The organism is Amycolatopsis sp. NPDC004747, assembly GCF_053601335.1.
In genome coordinates this window covers 20,268-40,170 of sequence record NZ_JBSGBQ010000052.1, presented here as the reverse complement: position 1 = coordinate 40,170, position 19,903 = coordinate 20,268, and the positions used below count along the sequence as shown (strand labels likewise).

The following is a 19,903-nucleotide window of genomic DNA, read 5'->3' as shown; positions in this document are numbered from 1 at the left end:
GTGACGTCGCTGCGCCACGTCCTGGCGACCTTGGGCGAGCCCCTCGTCGAGGTCGTCGTGGCGCCGCACGGGCTCGGCGTTCCGGTCGGCGACGTCGTGATCCTCGACCCCGAAGACCCCTTGGAGGCGTCTCCGGGCGACCTGGTGCTGGTGATCGGCGCCCGCGGCCGGGCGGCGGCCCCGGCGATCCGCGCGGCCGGGCGCGGCGGGGCGGCCGCGGTGGCGGTCAAGGGCGCCACGGGCGCCGACGTCGCCGCGGACGCGGGTGTCGCGCTGCTGACGGTCGGGGCGGAGGCACGCTGGGAGCAGGTGGAATCGCTGGCCCGCGGGGTCGTCGAGGCCGCCCGCGCGGGTGGCGAGGCCGCCAGCGGCGAGGTCCTCGGCGACCTGTTCGCACTGGCCCAGACCATCGCGACGCTCACCGGCGGCCTGGTCAGCATCGAAGACACGGCGAACCGGGTCCTCGCGTACTCGCGGGCGGGCGACGAGGTCGACGAGCTGCGGCGGCTGTCGATCCTCGGCCGCGAAGGCCCGGAGCGCTACCTCGCGATGCTGCGCGAGTGGGGCGTCTACCAGCGGCTGCGCGCCGGCGAGGGGATCGTCCGCATCGACGAACGGCCCGAGCTGGGCATCCGCCGCCGCATCGCGGCCGGCATCCACGCGGGCAAGCAGCCGCTGGGCACGATCTGGGTCCAGGAGGGCGCCCAGCCGCTCACCGAACGAGCCGAGACGGCGCTGCTGGGCGCGAGCCGCACGCTGGCGCCGCAGCTGATCCGGGCACGCACGCTGCCGAGCCCGGAGCTGCGGCTGCGCGAGGACCTCCTGGCGAGCCTCCTGGAAGGCCGGCTGGACGCGGAGTCCGTCGCCGACGACATCGGCGCGGACCCGGCGCGGCCGGCGCAGGTCCTGGCGTTCTCGCTGGAGCGTTCGGACAACCGGCAGCTGCGGCGCGCCGAGCTCGTGCACCTGATCGCCGTCCACACGGCGGCCTACCGGCGCAGCGCGCTGGTCAGCGTGATCGGCGGCCGCGTCTACGCGCTGCTGCCGGACCTGCCCGAGCACTCGGACGCCGCGGTGCTGGCGCTGGCCCGCGAGATCACCGCGACGGCCCGCCGTCACCTGGACGTCCCGGTCCGCGCGGCCCTCGGCGGCGTGGTGCCGCGGCTCTCGGAGGCGGCGGCGTCCCGCGGCGACGCCGACCGCGTCCTGGCGGCGATGACGCGCGGGCACTGGGCGGCGGACGTGGCCTCGCTGGCCGACGTCCGCGCCGAAGTGCTGCTGTCGGAGGTGCTGGCGTTCCTGGGGTCGCAGCCGCGCATCCGCGACCCGCGGCTGGTTTTGCTCGTGGAGCACGACACCGAGCACGGCGGCATCCTGGTCCCGGCCGTCCTGGCCTGGCTGAACGCGTTCGGCGACGTCCGCGCCGCGGCCCGGGTGCTCAACATCCACCCCAACACGGTCCGGTACCGCGTCCGCCGCGCGGCCGAGGTCTCCGGCGTCGATTTCGACGATCCGGCACAACGGCTCTTGACTCAGCTGCAGCTGCGGCTGGGACAACCGGGGCTTCGCCACCCGAACCCCCCAAGCGAGCTGTGCCCCTGCTAGCTTCGCGCGCGTGGATCTCTTCTCGCGCACGTGGTCGGCGTTGCGCCTTGCGGTCGCTTCCCTTTCCGACGCGGACTTCGGGAAGCCGTCCGGCTGCCGGGGGTGGCTGGTCCAGGACCTGGTCTGCCACCTGGTGATCGACGCGCAGGACGTGCTGATCACCCTCGCCACCCCGGCGTCCTCGGCCTTGACCCACGACTCCATCACCTACTGGGCGGTGTCTTCCGAGCCCCCGACGGGCGAAGACCCGCTGTCGGCGCTGATCGTCCGCCTGGCGGCGGCGTACGAAGACCCGGCGCTGCTGAAGTTCCACCTCGACGACGTGGGTGCGGCGGCGGGCCGCGCGGCGGACCTGGTGGACCCGGGCGAGCGGGTGTCGACGCAGGAGATGGTCCTGACCGCGGGCGACTACCTGTCGGCGTACGTCCTCGAGTGGACGCTGCACCACCTGGACCTGGTGGCGCACGTGCCGTCGGTGGCCGGGCCGCCGGCCGAGGGCCTGGCCCGGACGCGGGTGATGGTCGAGAAGATCGCGGGCGCGGAGTTCCCGGCGTCGTTCTCGGACACCGACGTCCTGCTGGTGGCGACGGGCCGGCGCGCGCCGACCGAGCCGGAGACGGCCGCGCTGGGCGACCTGCCCGAGCGGCTGCCGCTGGTGCTCGGGTGAGGCAGGGCGCCCTGCCTCACCCGGCTCACGTCACGCCTTCACCAGGCTGAACCGGCGCCGTTCGACGTCGATCCGCTCGATGCGGACGGGCAGCCGCGTTCCCGGCTGCGGGGCCGCGTCCGTCACCAGCAAGCCGTGGACACCGTCCGCGACTTCGACGAACGCGCCGAACGGCAGCACCCGGGCCACGACGCCGTCGAGGACACCGCCCTCGGCGTGGGCCGAAACGAACTCCTGCCATGGGGTCATGCGATTTCACCTCCTTCCCGCGCACGTCCCGATCGGGGTTGGTGCGCGGGACCGGCGGCCCGCGGGGCCGCCCGGAGGTCACGGCTCAGCCGGGTACCCCGTCTGCTCACGGCTCGAGGCCGACCCGGCAGTCACGGGGAAATCGTACCACCGGAATACGTCGCCGAAATTCTTTGACGCGATATCCGCGGATCAGGAAATGGGCTGACGCCGGTCGGCCAGTTCGGCCAGCGCGGCGAATGAATCGAGCCGCGCGGATTGGTCGTGGGCGGCCGTCGTGGCGAGGATTTCGTCGGCGCCGGTCAGCGCGACCAGCCGTCCCAGCCGGTCCTCGACTTCGGCCGGTGTCCCGGAGATCTGACCGTCCAAAGTCTCTTCGAGCCGGCGGCGTTCGCGGCCGGTCATCGGGGCGGCGAGGACGTCGCCGGGCGGGTCCAGGGGCGGGAAGACGCCGTGGGAGCGCGAATACACCGTCGCCCAGGCCTCCGACACGAGCAACCGGCGGGCTTCCGCCGCGGAGTCCGCCACCGCGATGGCCGACGACACCACCACGTACGGCTCGCGCGCCCACTCGGACGGGCGAAACCCGTCCCGGTAGCGCGTCACGGCTTCGGCCAAGGCCTGTTCTCCGCGCACCGGCGCGATCACCAGCGGCAGCCCGAGCTCCGCGGCGAGGTCCGCGCCGGACCCGGTGGCCAGCAGGAACGGCGGCACGCGCAGCCCCTCGGCCGGATAGGCGTGGACGCCCGGGTAGGCGTGCTCGCCGGTGAAGAACCCGAGCAGCTCGCGGACCTGCGCGCCGAAGTCGTCGGCGGCCTCTTTGCCGTGCCCCAGCGCCGATCGGACGCCGCCGGTGAAGCCGACCGACCGGCCGAGGCCCATGTCGATCCGGCCGGGGTGAAGCGCTTCCAGGACGCCGAACTGCTCGGCCACGACCAGCGGCCGGTGGTTCGGCAGCATCACGCCCCCGGTGCCGACGCGGATCCGGCTCGTCGCCCCCGCGACGGCGGCGGCCAGCACGGTCGGCGCGGACCCGGCGACCCCGGGCACGCCGTGGTGTTCGGACACCCAGAACCGGTGGTAGCCCAGCCGTTCGACGCCGGCGGCGAAGGCGACGGTGTCCCGCAGCGCCTGCGCGGGCCCGCGGTCCCGCCGCACGGGCGAGCGGTCGAGCACGGAGAACCTCACGCCGGGTGCAACGCCCGGCGTCCGGCGGGATTCCCGTCAGGGCCGCCAGCGCTCGCTGTACTCCGGGTGGTCGGCGTAGGGCAGGGCCAGCAGGCGCAGCGTGAGGCACCAGTTGGAGCCGGCCTCGTCGGCGGGCACGTGGCAGGTCTCACACCAGTATTCGCTGCCGTAGAGCGGAAAACCGGGCACCTTCTCCGACACGGTGGTGCGGTGGGCGAGCAGGATCCGCCGGGTCGCCTCGATCTCGTTGATCATCTGGTTGACCACGTCGAGCTCGAGATCGGTGAGCCCCCGGATCTTCTGCTCCACGGCGACCTTGGTTTCGCCGCGGTTCATCGCCTCGCCGGCCTTCGCCTTGTTGACGGCCTGCATGATCAGCGCCTGCCGCGCGCCCACACGTGCCGCGAGGAAAGCGATCAGGTCGTCCACGAACGGCCTCCTTCCTCGGACCCGCTCCCCGATGGTCCCGGGGAGTCGTCGATCCGGGACCGCACGTTACGCCGTCGGAGACCAAGATCGTGACATCGAGAACGGCCGTGCAACATTTGTGACCCGAAAGGCGACAGCGGGCGCTTGAGTGATCACTCGCTGTTCGGGATTCGTTCTTTCAGCCGAATGAAAGCCGCAGCTCGGCCGCTGATTCGGTGATGGCAGCCACCGCTGTGGCCGTGGTTACTCCGGGCGGGCTTTGCTCGGCTGGACCCGCTTCGGCTCCCCCGGCATCTTCGGATAGTCCGGCGGATAGGGCATCTCCCCCAGCCCGTGGTCCCGCAGGTCCCGCTCGTACCACTCCAGCGCCGTCTCCAGGCCGAACGCTGCCGAGTCCATCCCCGCGTGCAGGTCGCCGTGCCGGTCCAGGAACTCCGGGATCGTCAGCACGTCGAAGTCGTCCGCGTCCACCTCGCCCAGCAGGTCCCACGTCAGCGGCGTCGACACCGTCGCGCGCGGTGTCCCGCGGACCGACCACGCCGAGGCCACCGTCCGGTCGCGGGCCGCCTGGTTGTAGTCGAGGAACACCCGGCCCGCGCGTTCCTCCTTCCACCAGGCGATCGTCGCCTTGTCCGGGATGCGGCGCTCCACCTCGCGGCCCAGTGCGATCACCGCGTGGCGGACCGCGACGAAGTCCCACTCCGGCCGGATCCGGACCAGCACGTGCACCCCGCGGCCGCCCGAGGTCTTCGGCCAGCCCGTCAGGCCCGCGTCTTCCAGGACCGCACGGACCACCATCGCCACCTCGACCGCGTCCGCGAAGCCCGCCCGGTCCGGCGGGTCGACGTCGATCCGCAGCTCGTCCGGGTGGTCGACGTCCGACCTGCGGACCGGCCACGGGTGGAAGTCGAACGTGCCCAGGTTGGCCGCCCACGCGAACACCGCGGGCTCGGTCGGGCACACCTCGGCCGCCTTGCGGCCCGACGGGAACGTGATCTCCGCGGTCGACACCCACGGCGGCGCCCCCTTGGGCACGCGCTTGGCGTAGAACCACTCGCCCTCGACGCCGTCGACGTAGCGCTTCAGCGTCGTCGGGCGCTCGCCGATCGCGCGCAGCAGCGGCTCGCCGACCGTGATGTAGTGCTCCACCACCTGCCGCTTCGTGATGCCGCGCTGCGGGAAGTACACCTTGTCGGGGCTGGTGACGCGGACCGTGCGCCCGCCCACCTCGTACTCGACCGGATCACCGTTCTTGGGCATGCGGCCACGCTAGCGCCCGGACGCCGCCCGGTAGGCTCGAACGGGTGTCCGGCCGCACCAAGCTGATCGTCGCGCTCGCCGTGCTCGCCGTCTTCGCGGTGGCCGCGGTGCTGCTGCCGATCCCGGGCCCGGCCGAGCTGCGGGCCTGGGCCGCCGCCACCGGCCCCGCGACGCCGCTCGTGCTGCTCGTCGCGTATTCGCTGCTCACCGTGGCGCCCATCCCGCGGACCGTGTTCAACCTCGCCGCCGGCCTGCTCGTCGGCACCGCGGCCGGGATCGTGATCGGCCTGGTCGCCACCACCGTCGCGGCCGGCCTCTCCTTCGGGCTGGCCCGGCTGCTCGGCCGCGACCTGGTCACCCGGCACCTGCACCGCTCGGCCGTGAAAACGGTCAACGACCGCCTTTCCGACGGCGGTGTCCTCGCCATCACGTCGCTGCGGCTGATCCCGGTGGTGCCCTTCGCGCCGTTCAGCTACCTCTGCGGGGTGTCCTCGGTGCGCCTGGCCCCGTACCTGGCCGGTACGCTGCTCGGGAGCGTGCCCGGCACGGTCGCCGTGGTCGTCCTCGGCGACGCCCTGACCGGCGACACGCCGCCCGCGCTGCTCGCCTGTTACGGCGTGTTCGCGCTGGCCGGAGCGATCGGCCTGGTCAAGGTGTTCAAGAAGCGGGCACCGGCCGAACCGCAGCCCACCGGACCGGCTGGCTGACGGGAAGAGCACGCGGCCGACCGCTACACTCGATCGGGTGCGCGAAGCGGTAACGCGCTGAGCAGGGCCACCACCACCGGGAATTTCGTCAGGAGCAGTCGCCATCGACACCGGTCAGCTGATCGCGGGGCACTACCGCCTCGTCGAGCACATTGGTAGCGGTGCCATGGGTGTCGTGTGGCGCGCGACCGACGTGCGCCTCGAACGCGACGTCGCGGTCAAGCAGATCCTCCCGCAGCCGGGCGTCTCCGAGACCGAGCGCGACAACATGCGCCAGCGCGCGATGCGCGAGGCGAAGAACGCCGCCCGGTTCCAGCACCCGAACGCGATCGTGGTCTTCGACATCGCCGAGCACAACGGCGACCCGTGCCTGGTGATGGAGTACCTGAACGGGCCCAGCCTCTCGACGATCCTCGCCCAGGAGGGCTCCCTCCCGCTCGGCCGGGTCGCCCGGATCGGCGAGCAGGTCGCCTCCGCGCTGGTGGCCGCGCACCGCGCCGGGATCGTGCACCGCGACGTCAAGCCGGGCAACATCCTCATCGACGAGACCGGCACCGCGAAGATCACCGACTTCGGCATCTCCCGCGCGGCCGGCGACATGACGCTGACCGCGACCGGCCTGATCGGCGGCACCCCCGCGTACCTGGCGCCCGAGCTGGCCCGCGGCGCCGACCCGGTGCCCAGCTCCGACGTCTTCGCCCTCGGCGCGACCCTCTACCAGGCGATCGAGGGCACCACGCCGTACGGCAACACGACCAACCAGCTCGCGCTGCTCTACGCGGCGGCGAACGGCCAGATCAACCCGCCGGTGCAGGCGGGCGCGGCCACCGCGCTGCTGATGAGCCTGCTGCGCAGCGAGCCGGGCGAGCGGCCGAGCATGGCCGAGGCCCGCGAGCGGCTGGCCGCGCTGGCCCGCACCGAGCCCGGCGGCATGACGGCGTCCCCGCCGCTGCTGTCGGGCGGCGCGGGCCGCAAGCCCGCCGCCGCGCCGGCGGCACCGGCGTCTTCGGACGACGGCGAGCGGCCCCCGTGGCAGCGGACCGTGAGCAAGGCGCCGTCGTCCCCGCCGGTCGGCACGCCCGCGCCGGTGAACAAGGCCGCTTCGAACCCGCCGCGCCCGACCGCGGCGTTCATGCCGATGCGGTCCCCGGCCGCGCCGCCGAACACCCCGCCCAGACCGATGCCCGCGGCCGCGCCGACGGCCAGGGCGCCCCAGTACTCGTCGAACGCGCCGAAGCCGGACAACAAGCGCAAGTACGCGCTGTTCGCCGGGGCCGGCGCGGCGGTCGTCGTGGTCGCGGTGATCGTGTTCCTGGTCCTGAACTCGGGCAACGGCGGCTCGGGCGGCAACCAGACGGCCCAGTCGCCGGGCAACCAGCCGACGACGGGCCACAGCACGTCGAAGAGCAGCAGCCCGACCAACTCGGCCGCGTCCGCCGATCTCGGCAAGACGCCATCCGAGGGCAAGATCACCGACTACGGTGCCGCCGGGCGGCTGCTCGCCAACAGCTTCTACCCCAACGTCGAGCAGGGCTGGGGCCTGCTGACGCCCGCCGCGCAGGCCGTCTACGGCTCGCAGGCCGACTACCAGGCGTACTGGGCCGAGCACAAGAGCGAGCTGTCCGGCTGGCAGAAGGCCCAGGCGAACGGCCCCGGCGGATCCGACGGTTCGCTGAACCTCTCGATGGAGCTCAACGGTGTCCGCCGGGCGTACCACATCGTCCTGGTGGGCGGGCAGCTGCTGATCGACAGCAACACGAAGCTCGACGCGAACCCGAACACCGGTCTCTGAGACGTAACGCGCGTCCGGTGGGCTGAGCGGCCCGGATGGCCTACCGTGGTGGCATGGCCGACGACGGAGCTTCGCTGCCGGGCCAGAATCCTCGCTTCCACGAGGACCTGGTCGGCCTGGACCCGTACGACCCGGAGGCGCGCGCGTTCGCCGAGCACCTCGACCGCATCGAACGGTGCGGCCCGAACTTCACCATCGAAGCCGCCCTCGACGGCGTGGCCGACTTCGCCGACTCCAGCAACCGGCTCGGCGGGCTCCGCTACTGGGTGTCCGCCCTGATCGTGGTCCTCATCGTGCTCGGCGTGATCGTGGCCGCATGGGACATCGTGGTGCACGCCCTCGCCTGGCTCGCGGCGTAACGTGGGCCGGGTGAAAGGTATGAAACCCGTTGTCGGCGCGACCCCGCGCGTCGTGAAGTCCGAGCAGGAGTGGCGGGCGCAGCTCAGCCCCGACGAGTACGCCGTGCTCCGCCAGGCGGGGACCGAACGGCCCTTCACCGGCGAGTACACCGACACCAAGACCACCGGCGTCTACGAGTGCCGCGCGTGCGGTGCCGAGCTGTTCCGCAGCGACACGAAGTTCGAAAGCCACTGCGGCTGGCCGTCGTTCTACGACCCGGCCGATTCGGACGCGGTGCTGCTGCGCGAAGACCGCACCATGGGCATGAAGCGGATCGAGGTGCTCTGCGGCTCCTGCCACAGCCACCTCGGGCACGTCTTCGAGGGCGAGGGCTACCCGACCCCGACCGACCAGCGCTACTGCATCAACTCGATCTCGCTGAAGCTGGTCCCCCAGCCGTAACAGCCGGCAGCCTAAATCTCCCTTAAACCGGCAACCCGCCGCCCTTCCTCGAACGTAGTCTCCGCACACGGACGAGGGAGGGCGGACTCATGACCGACACCTGGGGCATTCCCGGACCGGTGTTCGCGGGGCTCTACGGGGGCCTGCTGCTCCTGACGGCGCTGGCCGCCGTGCTGCGGGCCGGGCTCGTGCTGCGCGGCCGCGCGGGCGGCGGCCCGGACCGGCCGGAAGAGCTGGCCCTGCTGACCGGCGGCCGCCGCCGCTTCGGCGAGTACGTCGTCGCCGTCCTGCTGGAGCAGCAGGTGATCCGGCTGGCGGGCAACGGGCGGCTGAGCCGGGTCAAGGGCACCGCGCCCGACGCGGTGGGCCGCGAGGCGCTGAGCCGGATCGGCAAGAACGGTTCCGCGGTCGAGCGCGTGTGCGACGCCGCAGGCAACCACAAGGTGGCGCACGAACTCGAGACCGCGCTCATCGGCCGCGGCCTCCTCGCCGATCCCCGGAAACTGCGCTCGAACTGGATCGCCACCGCGGTGGCCTACTGGGCCGTGGTCGCACTGGGCCTGGTCCGGCTGATCGCCGGGGCGAGCACCGGGCACCCGGTGGGGATCCTGCTGGGCCTGCTCGCCGTGGGCACCGTCATCGCGATCTTCACCACGGTCAAGGCGCGGAACCGGCCGGCGGTCAAGGCCACCTTCGCGGGCCGGGCGGCGGTCCGCCGGGCCGGCCCGCTGTCGACCGGCGCGGCCGCGGCCGTCGCCGCGGAGGGGCTGGCCGGGCACCCCGACCAGGATGTCCGCGCGGCGGTCACCCGGGCCGCGCAGCACGCCACGACCCGCCTCCACAATCGCCGCGCCCGCCTGGCCGGGGCCGGCGGAGGCACCGCCGTCGGCTACTACGGCGGCAGCTCCTGCGGCGGCGGGGGCGGCAGCTCGTGCGGCGGCGGGGGTGGCGGCTGCGGCGGTGGTGGTGGCGGGGGCTGCGGCGGTTGAAACGCCGACGCGAGCGCGTGCGTCTCACAGCTACGGTAACCGCGACACACTGAGGGGAGACGGGCGATGACCGACCCGTGGGGCATCTCGGGCCCGGATTTCGTGGTCCTCTACATCGCGTTGCTCGGCGCGGTCCTGGTGATCAGGGCGATCGTGTCGGGGATCGCGAACAGCCGGGCGATGCGGGCGGACGCCGTCACGCCCGGCCCGCCGCCGACCGTCTACCAGCTCGCCTTCCTCGCCGGCGGGCCCGACCGGGCCGTCGACGCGGCGATCGCGGCTCTGGTCGAGCGCGGGCAGCTGCGCGTCAACAGCTACAAGCAGGTCAGCCAGGCCGGGGCGCGGCCGGTCGAGCCGCTGGAGCGGGCCGTCTTCGACGCGGCGCAGCTGAAGACGACGGCGGCGCTGCGGGCGCACGGCCGCCAGTCGGCGGCGATGCGGGCCCTGGAGGAGGACCTCGACCGGCGCGGGCTGCTGGCGTCGGCGAACGCCAAGCGGCAGGCGCGGACGTTCGGGCTCCTCCTGCAGCTGGGCGTGCTGGCGTTCGGCGTGGCCCGGCTGGTCAACGGCATCTCCCTCGGCCGCCCGGTCGGGATCCTGGTGTTCCTGGTGATCGTCGCGGCGGTGCTGGCTGTCCTGGCGGCGGTCCGCCGGTCGAAGACGGGTGCCCGCCGGCCGTCGGCCGCCGGGCACCGTGTGCTCGGCCAGGCCCGCGCCGCGGCGAGCGGGCCGATCCCGGCCGGCATGCTGGCGGGCGGCGTCCTGCTCGGCGGGGCGGCGGCCGCGGTCGCGCTGGGCGGCTGGGCGATGTACCCGGACGAGGAGATCAGCGCGGCGCTGATGCCCCCGGTGAACTACGGCGGCGGCTCCTCGGGGTCGTCCGGGTCGTCGTGCAGCAGCGGCTCGTCCTGCTCGAGTTCGTCGTGCAGCAGCGGTTCGTCGTGCGGAGGCGGCGGCTGCGGCGGAGGGGGTTGCGGTGGGTGAGCTGGGCATCGGGATCGGCTGGCGGCACGAGCTCGACCTGTCCATCGCGCGGCTGCCGGGCGTGGACTGGGTCGAGGTCGTCGCCGAGAACCTGCACGCCGACCACCTGCCGGAGACGCTCGTGGCATTGCGCAGGCGAGGCCTGCCGGTGCTCCCGCACGCGGTTTCGCTCTCCTTGGGCGGCGCCGAGCCGCTCGACACCGGGCGCGTGCAGCACCTCGCGGAGATCGCGCGGGCGCTGGACGCGCCGCTGGTCAGCGACCACGTGTGCTTCGTGCGCGCGGGCGGGCTGGACTCGGGCCACCTGATGCCGCTGCCCCGCACGCGCGAGGCCCTGGACGTGCTGGTGGCGAACGTCCGACTGGCCCAGTCCATCGTGGACGTGCCGCTGGCGCTGGAGAACATCGCCGCGGTGCTCGACTGGCCGGACGCCGAGCTGACCGAGGAGCAGTTCCTCACCGAGCTGACCGACCGGACGGGCTGCCGGCTGATCATCGACGTGGCGAACCTGTACGCCAACGCCCGCAACATCGGCACGGACCCGGTGGCCTTCCTGGACGGAATCCCCTGGGAGCGGCTGGCGTACGTCCACATGGCAGGCGGCATCGAGCGCGACGGCGTCTACCACGACACGCACGCGCACCCGGTGCTGCCGGAGGTGCTCGCGCTGCTGGCGGAACTCCGCCGGCGCACGGACCCGCCGGGGGTCCTGCTGGAGCGCGACGACGACTACCCGACCGACGCCGAGCTGGCGGCGGAACTGGCTTCGCTGCGGGCGGCGGTGACGGCATGAGCCGCGAGGAGCTGGCCCGCCGCCAGGCGGAGCTGCTGCAGGCGTTGCTGGCGGGCGGGCCGGCCCCCTCGGGTTTCGACCCGGCGCGGCTGCGCGTGGAAGCCGTGGTGCTGCGGCGGAAGCACGGCCGGGTGCTGGCTCATCAGCGGCCGGAGCTGGCGGAGGCGCTGGGTGAGCGGTTCGGGCCGCTGTTCGCGCAGTTCAGCGCGGAGCGGCCGAAGAAGGCAACGGAACGCTCAGGGGCGTACGCGGACGAGTTCGTGACGTGGCTGATCGAGGGGGGCCACCTGCCGAGGCCGAAGCGACGGCTGGTGGACCGCCTGCGGCGCCGCTAGGGCGTCCAGGTCGGTTTGTCGACTCCCGGCTCGCGCGTCCCGAACTCCCAGTACGGCTCCGCCCCCGGCAGCCCGCCGGCCATCTTCACCCGCGTCAGCCGCCCGTACCCGCTGTCCGCCTCCTCCAGCAGGTCGCCGAAGTCCACGTCGGCCGAAGCCGGGTCCTTGCGGCCCAGCGAATCCAGCCACCGGCCCGTCCCGGCCAGGGACAGCCGTGCCCGCCACGTTCCGCCCTCGGTCAGCTGGCGGCGCAACGCCGTCATCACCGCCGCCGCCGTGAGCCAGCCCGTGGCGTGGTCCAGTGCCTGGACCGGCAGCGGCGATGGCGGGTCACCCCAAGCCAAGCCGCTCGACATCTGGACCAGGCTGTCGAACCCGCGCCGGCGGGCCCACGGGCCCTCCCAGCCGTACGCGCTCAAGTCCGCGATGACCAGCCCGGGCCGGAGCTCGGCCAGCTCCGCGGGACCGAATCCGATGCGCTCCAGCGCTCCCGGGCGGAACGACTGCACCAGCACGTCCGCCCGGCTGATCAGCTTCTTCAGCCGCGCGCGGCCGCCCTCGGTGTCCAGTGCGACGAACGTCGAGCGCTTGCCCTGGTTCGTGTCGCGCACCAACGCCTCGACCCGCGGCAGGTGCGCCGCCCCGACGTGCAGGACGTCCGCGCCGTGCGCCGCCAGGACCCGCCCGGCCACCGGGCCGGCGAGGACGTGGGTCAGCTCCAGGACGCGGATCCCGCCCAGCGGCCGGTCCGAGTAGAACAACGTCCGCTTCGGCGCGTCGGCGACCGGGGAAAGCGAAACCAGCGGCAGCGAGGCCACCGCCTCACCCTGCGGGTGCGCGGCCCAGTCCGACGGCGACCGCAGCTCGGCGGCCGCTCCCCCGGCCGACACGACCGCGTGCTCCACCTCGCGCGCCGCCCGTCCGGCCACCGCCTTCTCGACGGCTTCCCGTACCGCGGGGACGCCGAGGCCCCAGCACACCGCCGCTTCGTGGCGCGGGTAGTTGCAGTGCAGGCGCACCCAGCCGTCGGCCGTGCGGTAGTCGCCCGAAAGCGGCGCCCAGACCGACTCGGCGGCGGCACCGTCGACCCGCAGCAGCTGCTCGCTCCGGAACGCCGCCGCCGCGTGGCGCGTGTCCGCCGTGACCACGCCGGGTTCGATGCCGCGCACCCGGAGCATTTCGCCGGCCGCCAGGGTCGCCGCCGCCACGGAAGCCGTGGCCGCCGCCGCGACCCGGTACCGGCCCGGCAGCACGTCCTCGGTCCCGGTCAGCTCGAACGGCCCCGGCGAACCCTCGGAAAGCGCGGCCCAGACCCCTTCGACTACGTCGCGCACTACGGGAGCGCCGCGACGAGCTCGGCGGGCGGCACGCGGGTGCCGGTGTAGAACGGGATCTCCTCGCGCACGTGCAGCCGCGCCTCGGTGCCGCGCAGGTGGCGCATGAGGTCGACGATCCGGTGCAGCTCGTCGGCCTCGAAGGCGAGGATCCACTCGTAGTCGCCCAGTGCGAACGACGCGACCGTGTTCGCGCGGACGTCCGGGTAGTCGCGGGCTTCCTTGCCGTGGTCGGCGAGCATCTTGCGGCGGTCGGCGTCCGGCAGCAGGTACCACTCGTAGGACCGCACGAACGGGTACACGCAGACGTACTTGCGGGCCTCTTCCCCGGCCAGGAACGCCGGGATGTGGCTCTTGTTGAACTCGGCGGGCCGGTGCAGCGCGGTCTGGCTCCAGACCGGCGTCGACGCGCGGCCCAGCGGCGTCCGCCGGAATCCGGCGTAGGCGGCCTGGACCTGCTCGATCTCCTCGGCGTGCCACCAGATCATGAAGTCGGCGTCGGCGCGCAGCGCGGACAGGTCGTAGACACCCCGGACGGTGACGCCCTTGGCCTCCAGGCCGTCGAGGTACTCGGCGGTCTCCCGGCCGGCGGTCCCCCGGTCCTCACCCAGCCTGCCCGGTTCGATCCGGAAGACCGACCAGGTGGTGTAGCGGATGGTGTCGTTGAGCTCGTTGTAGTTGACCCGCGCCATGGGTCCATCCTGTCACCGCGGCGGTGCGCCCGCCGCCACGGGTCGAGTGAGCGCACTCACGAAGAGAGCTGGGCCGCGATCCGCTGCGCCGCCGCCTCCGCGGTGGCCACGCAGGCGGGCAACCCGACGCCGTGCAGGGTCGCGCCGGCGACCGCCAGGCCCGGCACGGCCGCCACGGCCTTCTCGATCCGCTCGACCCGCTCCAGGTGCCCGGTGCCGTACTGCGGCAAGCCGCCGCCCCACCGCGTCACCAGCGTTTCGATCGGCGCCGCCGTCACCCCGGTCAGCCGGGCGAGGTCGTCGCGGACGACCCGGACCAGCTCGACGTCGTCGTACCGCAGCGCGCCCGGCTCGCCGAACCGGCCGACCGAGCCGCGGACCAGGACCGGACCGGTGCCGTAGTGCGCCCACTTGCGCGAAGAGAAGGTGAACGCCTTCGACGCGTACGGCACGCCGAGTGCGTCCCGCTCGCCCTGGCCGATCAGGATCCCCGACGCCTCGGGCAGCTCGGTGCCCGGCGGCAGCGCCAGCGCGACCACGGCCATCGACGCCAGTTCGACCTCGCCGAAGGCCGCCGAAGCCGCGGGGACGACGTCGGCGAGCAGGCGGCGGGCCGACGGCGCGGGCACGGCCAGGACCACCGCGTCGGCTTCGGCGGTGTTGTCCGCGGGCGCGTGCGCGGTCGGCGCCGCGCCGATGCGCAGCCGCCAGCCGTCACCGTGGCGCTCGATCTCGCACACGGGCAGCCCGGTCTTCAGCTCCGCTCCGGACGCCGTGGTGAGCCGGTCGATCACCGTGCCCAGGCCGCCCGGGACGGTGCCGAACACCGGCGCCGTCGAGGGGTTGGCCGGGAGCTGGGCGGCGGCCGCCGCGGTCAGCGAACCCGCGCCCGCGGCCAGCGCGGCGGCCAGGCCGGGCATGGTCGCGCGCAGGCCGAGGCCGTCGGCCCCGCCCGCGTAGACGCCGCCGAGCAGCGGGTCGACCAGCCGGTCCACCAGTTCGTCGCCGAAGCGCTCGCGCAGCAGCGGCCCCAGCGGCAGGTCCCCGCCCGGCAGCCGCAGCTCGGGCAGCGACGGCTCGGTCTCGACGGCCTGCCGCCCCGCCTCGGAGAGGACCCCGGCCACCGACTCCGCGGACGCCGGCACGCCCATCACCGTGCCCGGCGGCAGCCCGGTGACGGCGCCGCCGGCGTGGATCTTCGCGCGGGCCTTCGTGGGGTGCACGACTTCGAGCCCCAGCTCGCGGACCAGCGCGAGCATCTCGGGACGGCGGACGAGGAAGGCCTCGGCGCCGACGTCGTAGGGCACCCCGGCGAGCTCGGCGGTGCGGAGCTTCCCGCCCGGCGTCGTCGTCTTCTCGTAGACCGTGATCTCCGCGTCCGCGCCGAGCAGCTGCCGCAGCCGGTGGGCGGCGGTGAGCCCGGAGACGCCCCCGCCGACGACCGCGACGCGCTTCACAGCTCGTGCACCAGCCCGACCACGCGGGTCAGCACGTCCGGGTCGACGCCCGGCAGCACGCCGTGGCCGAGGTTGAAGATGTGGCCGTCGGCGGCCTTGCCCTCTTCGACGATGCGGCGGACCTCGGCCGCCAGGACCGGCCAGGACGCGTGCAGCAGCGCCGGGTCGAGGTTGCCCTGGACCACGGCGCGGCCGCCGAGGCGCCGCACGGCCTCGTCCAGGGGGACCCGCCAGTCGACGCCGACGACGTCGGCGCCCGCGTCGCGCATCGCGGCGAGGAGCTCGCCGGTGCCGACGCCGAAGTGGATCCGCGGCACGCCGTACTCCGCGACACCGGCGAGGACCTTCGCCGAGTGCGGCAGGACGAACTCGCGGTAGTCCCGCTCGGACAGCGCGCCGGCCCAGGAGTCGAACAGCTGGATCGCGTCGACGCCGGCGTCGAGCTGCGCGCGCAGGAACGTCGTGGCGACGTCGGCCAGGCGCCCGGCCAGCTCGTGCCACACCTCGGGCGAGGAGTGCATCAGCGCCTTGGTGTGCTCGTGGTTGCGGCTCGGGCCGCCCTCGATGAGGTAGCTGGCCAGCGTGAACGGCGCGCCGGCGAAGCCGATCAGCGGGGTCTCGCCGAGCCGCTCGACCAGCAGCCGGACGCCGTCGGCGACCTTCGACACCTGCCCGGGCTCCAGCTCCGGCAGCGCTTTCACGGCGGCGAGGTCGCGCACCGGCTCCGCCACGACCGGCCCGGTGCCGGGGACGATGTCGAGGTCGACGCCCGCGGCCTTGAGCGGCACGACGATGTCGCTGTACAGGATCGCCGCGTCGACGCCGTGGCGCCGGACCGGCTGCAGCGTGATCTCGGCGAGCATCTCGGGGTCGAAGCAGGAGTCGAGCATCGGCACGCCTTCGCGCAGCGCGCGGTACTCGGGCAGCGAGCGGCCGGCCTGGCGCATGAACCAGACGGGCGTGCGGGCCGGGCGTTCGCCGCGCGCGGCGGCCAGGAACGGGGCTTCGGGCAGCTCGCGGCGGCCGGACGGGGCGGCCTGGCGCGGCAGGGGCGTGGTCTGAGACATCGCCGTCAATCGTGCCACGAGCCCGGGCGGGCCGTTCTCTCGGCGCGCCTGCGCCCGCAACGGGGCGTGGCCGCCCTAAAGTCGAAGCGTGACCGCGATGACGCCAGTGCCCGAACTCTTCCGCGAAGCAGTCGCGGCGCTGCAGTCCGTCCGGCCCCGCCGGGAGGTGCTGCTGGAGCCGATGCGCGCCCCGCAGCGGCTCGCGCCGTGGTCGTACGCGGTCAGCTGCGAAGTGTCCGGGCCCGCCGACGTGCTGGCCTCTGGCCGGCTGGTCCTGCTGCACGACCCGGAGGGCCAGGACGGCTGGGACGGCGTGCTGCGCCTGGTCATGTACGTGCGCGCGGAGCTGGACCGGGAGCTGGCGACGGACCCGTTCCTGCCGGCGGTCGGCTGGTCGTGGCTGACCGACGCCCTCGAGGTTTCGGGCGCGAGCTGGACGGCGCTGGGCGGCACGGTGACCGAGACGTCGTCGGCCCGCTTCGGCGACATCTCCGGGCCCGCCCGCACCGACGACCTGGAGCTGCGGGCGTCGTGGACGCCGACGGACGCCGGGCTGCTGCCCCACGGGCAGGCCTTCTGCCAGGTGATGGCGAGCGTCGTGGGCCTGCCCCCGGTCGGCGTGACCCTCTTCGGGCAGCGCCAGGGCTCCTGACCCACGCCGCTCGTGAGTGGCAAGGCGGGTTAGAACCCGCCTTCGCACTCACGACGAGCCGCGGCAGACCGGGCGATCTTCGGCAACGAATCGGCAACGGCAGGCCGCCGCCGCCCGCCCCGGGCTGCCACCTTGTCCGGAAGTGAGCAAAATTCACGTCCGCTGAACGCCGTTCATCTCGCTGTCGGGCCCTGAGATGCCCCCAGACGCCCGGACGGGCCCGGATGACCATCGGGGCCCGCCGGAGGTGCACCACGGTCTGCGAGGCCGTTTCACGTCTCCTCGTTCGTGACTCCCCGCGGTCACGCACCGCAACAAGATCAAAACGCCGCCCGGAAGCCCAGCGGCACCCCGGGACGGACACGGAGGGTCACAGTTCCCGGCCTCGGCGGCTACTCGAGAAGCCTCGCGGCGGAGGCGGTGCGGAGTTGATCAAGCCCCGGCCGGAGCCACATTCCGAGGCTTGGGGGAGCCCATCCGGCCCCTCGTCACTAGGCGCACCGGAAGCTGCACGCCTCATCTGCACGGCCATTTGGGCGCCGGTAACTCCTTAGCATCGTGTTCACTGGGCTATCCGTTAGCAACCGGCCGTGTACTAGCCCGATCGTGTTACTACGAACCCACTGAGTGACTGTTCGTTTGAGATAGATACCCATTCGATCCCCCCGCAACGGCCTCAGGACGGCTACAGTGCCTTCGACGACACCACTTTCGGTCTAAAGCTGGCGCGGCTGAACGGCCGAAGGTCCCGGTGCCGGTCGGGGGGCACGACCGACTCCAGGGAGGTAGTGACGTGGCTACCGTCGGCATTTCTCAGGCCGTCCGATCCACGCCAGCCGGCGCGTTGCCGGCGAGCATGGTTCCGCACCCGCGGGAAGAGCTCTTTTCGGTACTGGTGGTCGACGACCACCCGCTGTTGAGGGAGGCAATCGCAGCAAGACTCGCACAGATGGGTGCGGGCACCGTCCACGAAGCCGCCACGGTGGCCGAGGCGAGGGCGCGAGCACAGGCCACCGGGCCTTGTGACCTGGCGATCCTCGATCTCGGACTGCCGGACGGCAGCGGCATCGAGCTGGTTACGGAACTCCGTAGCCACGGCTGGCCGCGCGTGGTGGTCCTCGCATCCTCGGACGACCCGTACGCGGTCCGCTCGGCCTTCCAGGCCGGGGCCCAGGCGTACCTGCTGAAGTCCGCGTCGCCGGTCGTCGTGACCGATGGCGTGCGGCGCGTGCTCGAGGGCGGCGTCTACGCCGACCCGAGCGTGGCTCCGGTGCTGGCCACCGGGACCCGCGTCGCGGGCACCGACAACACCCCGCGCGAGCTGTCCGCTCGTGAGGTGGAGGTGCTCCAGCTGGTCGCCGACGGGCAGTCCAACAAGGAGATCGGCGAGGAGCTTTCGCTCTCCGCCCTCACCGTCAAGTCCCACCTCTCCCGGATCGGGCGCAAGCTCGGCACGGGCGACCGGGCGCAGATGGTGGCGCTGGCCATGCGGGCCGGCGTCATCCGCTGACGAAAGCACACCTCCCTGCGGGGCGGGCGGACCAGGCGCGGTACGCCCGTCCCGTAGGGTCGTCAACCATGGGAAGCACAGAGGCCGAGGACACCGGGATGGAGATCGAGTCCACGGGCGGCCCCGTGCTGCTACGCGAACCCGCCGAGGGCACGCCCCCGGTGATCACCGACGCTGCCGCGCTGGCCGAAGCCTGCGCGAAGCTCGCCGCGGGCTCCGGGGCGGTCGCCGTCGACACCGAACGCGCGTCCGGCTACCGGTACTGGCCCAAGGCCTACCTCGTGCAGCTGCGCCGCGAGGGTTCCGGCACGGTGCTGATCGACCCGATCGCACTGGCCGACGACCTCCAGCCGCTGCGCGACGTCCTGAACGACCTGGAGTGGGTGCTGCACGCCGCCTCCCAGGACCTCCCCTGCCTCGCCGAGCTGGGCCTGCACCCGGCGGCGCTGTTCGACACCGAGCTGGCCGGCCGGCTGGCGGGCTACGAACGCGTCGCGCTGGGCACGCTGGTCGAGCTGCTGCTGGGGTACACCCTCGAGAAGGGCCACAGCGCGGCCGACTGGTCGAAGCGGCCGCTGCCGGTCGACTGGCTGAACTACGCCGCCCTCGACGTCGAGCTGCTCGTCCAGCTGCGCGAAAAGCTGGAAGCGGAGCTGGGCGCCCAGGGCAAGCTGGAGTGGGCGCGGCAGGAGTTCGAGAACGTGCGGACGGCCCCGCCGCCGGCCCCGCGCGCCGAGCCGTGGCGCCGGACCTCCGGCGTGCACAAGATCCGCAGCCCCCGCGGCCTCGCCGCGGTCCGCGAACTGTGGCAGGCGCGCGACGAGCTGGCCCGCAAGCGCGACCGGGCGCCGAGCCGGATCCTGCCGGACAGCGCGATCGTCAACGCGGTCACGGCCGACCCGAAGACGGTCGAGGAACTGCAGGCGCTGCCGGTGTTCAGCGGCCGCGTCCAGCGCAAGTACACGGCGAGCTGGCTGCGCCACCTGCAGGCGGCCCGCGCGCTGCCGGCCTCGGAGCTGCCGTCGCCGTCGCAGCCGACGGACGGCCCGCCCCCGGTGAACCGCTGGGCGGACAAGGACCCGGACGCCGCGGCCCGGCTGTCGGCGGCCCGCGCGGCGCTGACGGCCATCGCGGAGGACCGACGGCTCCCGGTGGAGAACCTGCTGCTGCCGGATCTGGTCCGCCGGACGTGCTGGCGCCCGCCGGCCGAGACGGACGAGGACGCGGTGGCGGCGGTGCTGCGCGCGGGCGGGGCGCGGCCGTGGCAGGTGGAGCTGACCGCGGCGGCGCTGAGCAAGGCGTTGCAGGCCACCGCTTCCGCTTCCTGAACGGACAGATCCGGGACAGTTCCCGGGTTCGTGCTGCGCCGGCCACCGGCTGCCCTAGGCTGCG

At 73.7% G+C, this 19,903-nt stretch carries 21 protein-coding genes; 13 read left to right on the top strand and 8 right to left on the bottom strand.

The genetic code is table 11. The features are described from left to right. Entirely contained in the window at positions 1-1,605 is a 1,605-nt protein-coding gene (locus ACWEGE_RS44550) for a PucR family transcriptional regulator (protein WP_449666564.1), read from the top strand. Positions 1,606-1,615: 10 nt separating this feature from the next. After that, complete coding sequence (locus ACWEGE_RS44545) at positions 1,616-2,272, top strand: maleylpyruvate isomerase N-terminal domain-containing protein (protein ID WP_449666563.1); 657 nt, start codon at positions 1,616-1,618, stop codon at positions 2,270-2,272. A gap of 30 nt (positions 2,273-2,302) precedes the next feature. Here the strand turns inward: ACWEGE_RS44545 and ACWEGE_RS44540 are convergent, their stop codons facing one another. The 4 genes from ACWEGE_RS44540 to ACWEGE_RS44525 form a co-directional block, all read right to left on the bottom strand. Continuing rightward, positions 2,303-2,521, bottom strand: coding sequence for a S1 RNA-binding domain-containing protein (locus ACWEGE_RS44540; protein ID WP_449666562.1), 219 nt, complete (start codon positions 2,519-2,521; stop codon positions 2,303-2,305). Between the two features lie 192 nt (positions 2,522-2,713). After that, positions 2,714-3,709 carry an LLM class flavin-dependent oxidoreductase gene (locus ACWEGE_RS44535; protein ID WP_449666561.1) on the bottom strand — a complete coding sequence of 332 codons (996 nt, stop codon included), beginning with the start codon at positions 3,707-3,709 and terminating at the stop codon, positions 2,714-2,716. 36 nt (positions 3,710-3,745) lie between these two features. Beyond that, positions 3,746-4,138, bottom strand: a complete 393-nt coding sequence (locus ACWEGE_RS44530) for a DUF6221 family protein (RefSeq protein ID WP_003068867.1) — start codon at positions 4,136-4,138, stop codon at positions 3,746-3,748. Between the two features lie 243 nt (positions 4,139-4,381). Then, the gene (locus ACWEGE_RS44525; protein WP_449666560.1) at positions 4,382-5,398 is read right to left on the bottom strand and encodes a DNA polymerase domain-containing protein; all 1,017 of its coding nucleotides are present in this window, start codon (positions 5,396-5,398) and stop codon (positions 4,382-4,384) included. A 44-nt stretch (positions 5,399-5,442) separates the two neighbouring features. On the opposite strand from ACWEGE_RS44525, the gene ACWEGE_RS44520 reads away from it, so the two are divergent. The 8 genes from ACWEGE_RS44520 (at position 5,443) to ACWEGE_RS44485 (ending at position 11,799) form a co-directional block, all read left to right on the top strand. Further along, positions 5,443-6,105 (top strand): TVP38/TMEM64 family protein, encoded by a 663-nt coding sequence (locus ACWEGE_RS44520; protein ID WP_449666559.1) that lies wholly within the window; start codon positions 5,443-5,445, stop codon positions 6,103-6,105. Positions 6,106-6,271: 166 nt separating this feature from the next. Then, on the top strand, positions 6,272-7,897 hold the full coding sequence (locus tag ACWEGE_RS44515; protein ID WP_449666558.1) for a protein kinase domain-containing protein: 1,626 nt from the start codon (positions 6,272-6,274) through the stop codon (positions 7,895-7,897). Between the two features lie 53 nt (positions 7,898-7,950). After that, a complete protein-coding gene (locus ACWEGE_RS44510; RefSeq protein WP_176176147.1) occupies positions 7,951-8,256 on the top strand; it encodes a hypothetical protein in 306 nt (101 codons plus the stop codon). A 19-nt stretch (positions 8,257-8,275) separates the two neighbouring features. Further along, positions 8,276-8,698, top strand: coding sequence for a peptide-methionine (R)-S-oxide reductase MsrB (gene msrB, locus ACWEGE_RS44505; protein ID WP_449666557.1), 423 nt, complete (start codon positions 8,276-8,278; stop codon positions 8,696-8,698). Between the two features lie 89 nt (positions 8,699-8,787). Continuing rightward, positions 8,788-9,687: a TIGR04222 domain-containing membrane protein gene (locus tag ACWEGE_RS44500; RefSeq protein ID WP_449666556.1), complete on the top strand. Its 900-nt coding sequence runs from the start codon at positions 8,788-8,790 to the stop codon at positions 9,685-9,687. A 66-nt stretch (positions 9,688-9,753) separates the two neighbouring features. Further along, entirely contained in the window at positions 9,754-10,671 is a 918-nt protein-coding gene (locus tag ACWEGE_RS44495) for a TIGR04222 domain-containing membrane protein (protein ID WP_449666555.1), read from the top strand. After that, positions 10,664-11,464 (top strand): DUF692 domain-containing protein, encoded by an 801-nt coding sequence (locus ACWEGE_RS44490; RefSeq protein ID WP_449666554.1) that lies wholly within the window; start codon positions 10,664-10,666, stop codon positions 11,462-11,464. The genes ACWEGE_RS44495 and ACWEGE_RS44490 overlap by 8 nt, the downstream gene beginning before the upstream one ends. Then, positions 11,461-11,799 (top strand): hypothetical protein, encoded by a 339-nt coding sequence (locus ACWEGE_RS44485; RefSeq protein ID WP_449666553.1) that lies wholly within the window; start codon positions 11,461-11,463, stop codon positions 11,797-11,799. Before ACWEGE_RS44490 ends, ACWEGE_RS44485 begins: the two co-directional genes overlap by 4 nt. On the opposite strand, the gene ACWEGE_RS44480 is transcribed toward ACWEGE_RS44485, so the two are convergent. From ACWEGE_RS44480 to hemE, 4 genes are read right to left on the bottom strand one after another with little or no spacing between them, the layout of a single operon-like run. Further along, positions 11,796-13,133 carry a CoA transferase gene (locus ACWEGE_RS44480; protein WP_449666552.1) on the bottom strand — a complete coding sequence of 446 codons (1,338 nt, stop codon included), beginning with the start codon at positions 13,131-13,133 and terminating at the stop codon, positions 11,796-11,798. The genes ACWEGE_RS44485 and ACWEGE_RS44480 overlap by 4 nt on opposite strands. Continuing rightward, entirely contained in the window at positions 13,133-13,825 is a 693-nt protein-coding gene (hemQ, locus tag ACWEGE_RS44475) for a hydrogen peroxide-dependent heme synthase (protein WP_449666551.1), read from the bottom strand. Before hemQ ends, ACWEGE_RS44480 begins: the two co-directional genes overlap by 1 nt. A 56-nt stretch (positions 13,826-13,881) precedes the next feature. Next, positions 13,882-15,282, bottom strand: coding sequence for a protoporphyrinogen oxidase (gene hemG / locus ACWEGE_RS44470; protein WP_449666550.1), 1,401 nt, complete (start codon positions 15,280-15,282; stop codon positions 13,882-13,884). Next, positions 15,279-16,349, bottom strand: a complete 1,071-nt coding sequence (gene hemE / locus ACWEGE_RS44465) for a uroporphyrinogen decarboxylase (protein ID WP_449666549.1) — start codon at positions 16,347-16,349, stop codon at positions 15,279-15,281. Before hemE ends, hemG begins: the two co-directional genes overlap by 4 nt. 88 nt (positions 16,350-16,437) lie before the next feature. Here hemE and ACWEGE_RS44460 point away from each other — a divergent pair, with 88 nt between their 5' ends. The 3 genes from ACWEGE_RS44460 (at position 16,438) to ACWEGE_RS44450 (ending at position 19,839) form a co-directional block, all read left to right on the top strand. After that, entirely contained in the window at positions 16,438-17,001 is a 564-nt protein-coding gene (locus ACWEGE_RS44460) for a DUF3000 domain-containing protein (protein ID WP_449666548.1), read from the top strand. A gap of 793 nt (positions 17,002-17,794) precedes the next feature. Further along, positions 17,795-18,511, top strand: a complete 717-nt coding sequence (locus tag ACWEGE_RS44455; RefSeq protein ID WP_033261886.1) for a response regulator — start codon at positions 17,795-17,797, stop codon at positions 18,509-18,511. A gap of 98 nt (positions 18,512-18,609) precedes the next feature. After that, on the top strand, positions 18,610-19,839 hold the full coding sequence (locus tag ACWEGE_RS44450; RefSeq protein WP_449666571.1) for an HRDC domain-containing protein: 1,230 nt from the start codon (positions 18,610-18,612) through the stop codon (positions 19,837-19,839). Positions 19,840-19,903 lie beyond the last annotated feature (64 nt).

Coding starts and splice junctions, on each gene's coding strand:
- hemE (WP_449666549.1), bottom strand. CDS start 16,349: ATGTCTCAGACCACGCCCCTGCCGCGCCAGGCCGCCCCGTCCGGCCGC.
- ACWEGE_RS44450 (WP_449666571.1), top strand. CDS start 18,610: ATGGAGATCGAGTCCACGGGCGGCCCCGTGCTGCTACGCGAACCCGCC.
- msrB (WP_449666557.1), top strand. CDS start 8,276: ATGAAACCCGTTGTCGGCGCGACCCCGCGCGTCGTGAAGTCCGAGCAG.
- hemQ (WP_449666551.1), bottom strand. CDS start 13,825: ATGGCGCGGGTCAACTACAACGAGCTCAACGACACCATCCGCTACACC.
- ACWEGE_RS44515 (WP_449666558.1), top strand. CDS start 6,272: ATGGGTGTCGTGTGGCGCGCGACCGACGTGCGCCTCGAACGCGACGTC.
- ACWEGE_RS44510 (WP_176176147.1), top strand. CDS start 7,951: ATGGCCGACGACGGAGCTTCGCTGCCGGGCCAGAATCCTCGCTTCCAC.
- ACWEGE_RS44500 (WP_449666556.1), top strand. CDS start 8,788: ATGACCGACACCTGGGGCATTCCCGGACCGGTGTTCGCGGGGCTCTAC.
- ACWEGE_RS44495 (WP_449666555.1), top strand. CDS start 9,754: ATGACCGACCCGTGGGGCATCTCGGGCCCGGATTTCGTGGTCCTCTAC.
- ACWEGE_RS44485 (WP_449666553.1), top strand. CDS start 11,461: ATGAGCCGCGAGGAGCTGGCCCGCCGCCAGGCGGAGCTGCTGCAGGCG.
- ACWEGE_RS44540 (WP_449666562.1), bottom strand. CDS start 2,521: ATGACCCCATGGCAGGAGTTCGTTTCGGCCCACGCCGAGGGCGGTGTC.
- ACWEGE_RS44525 (WP_449666560.1), bottom strand. CDS start 5,398: ATGCCCAAGAACGGTGATCCGGTCGAGTACGAGGTGGGCGGGCGCACG.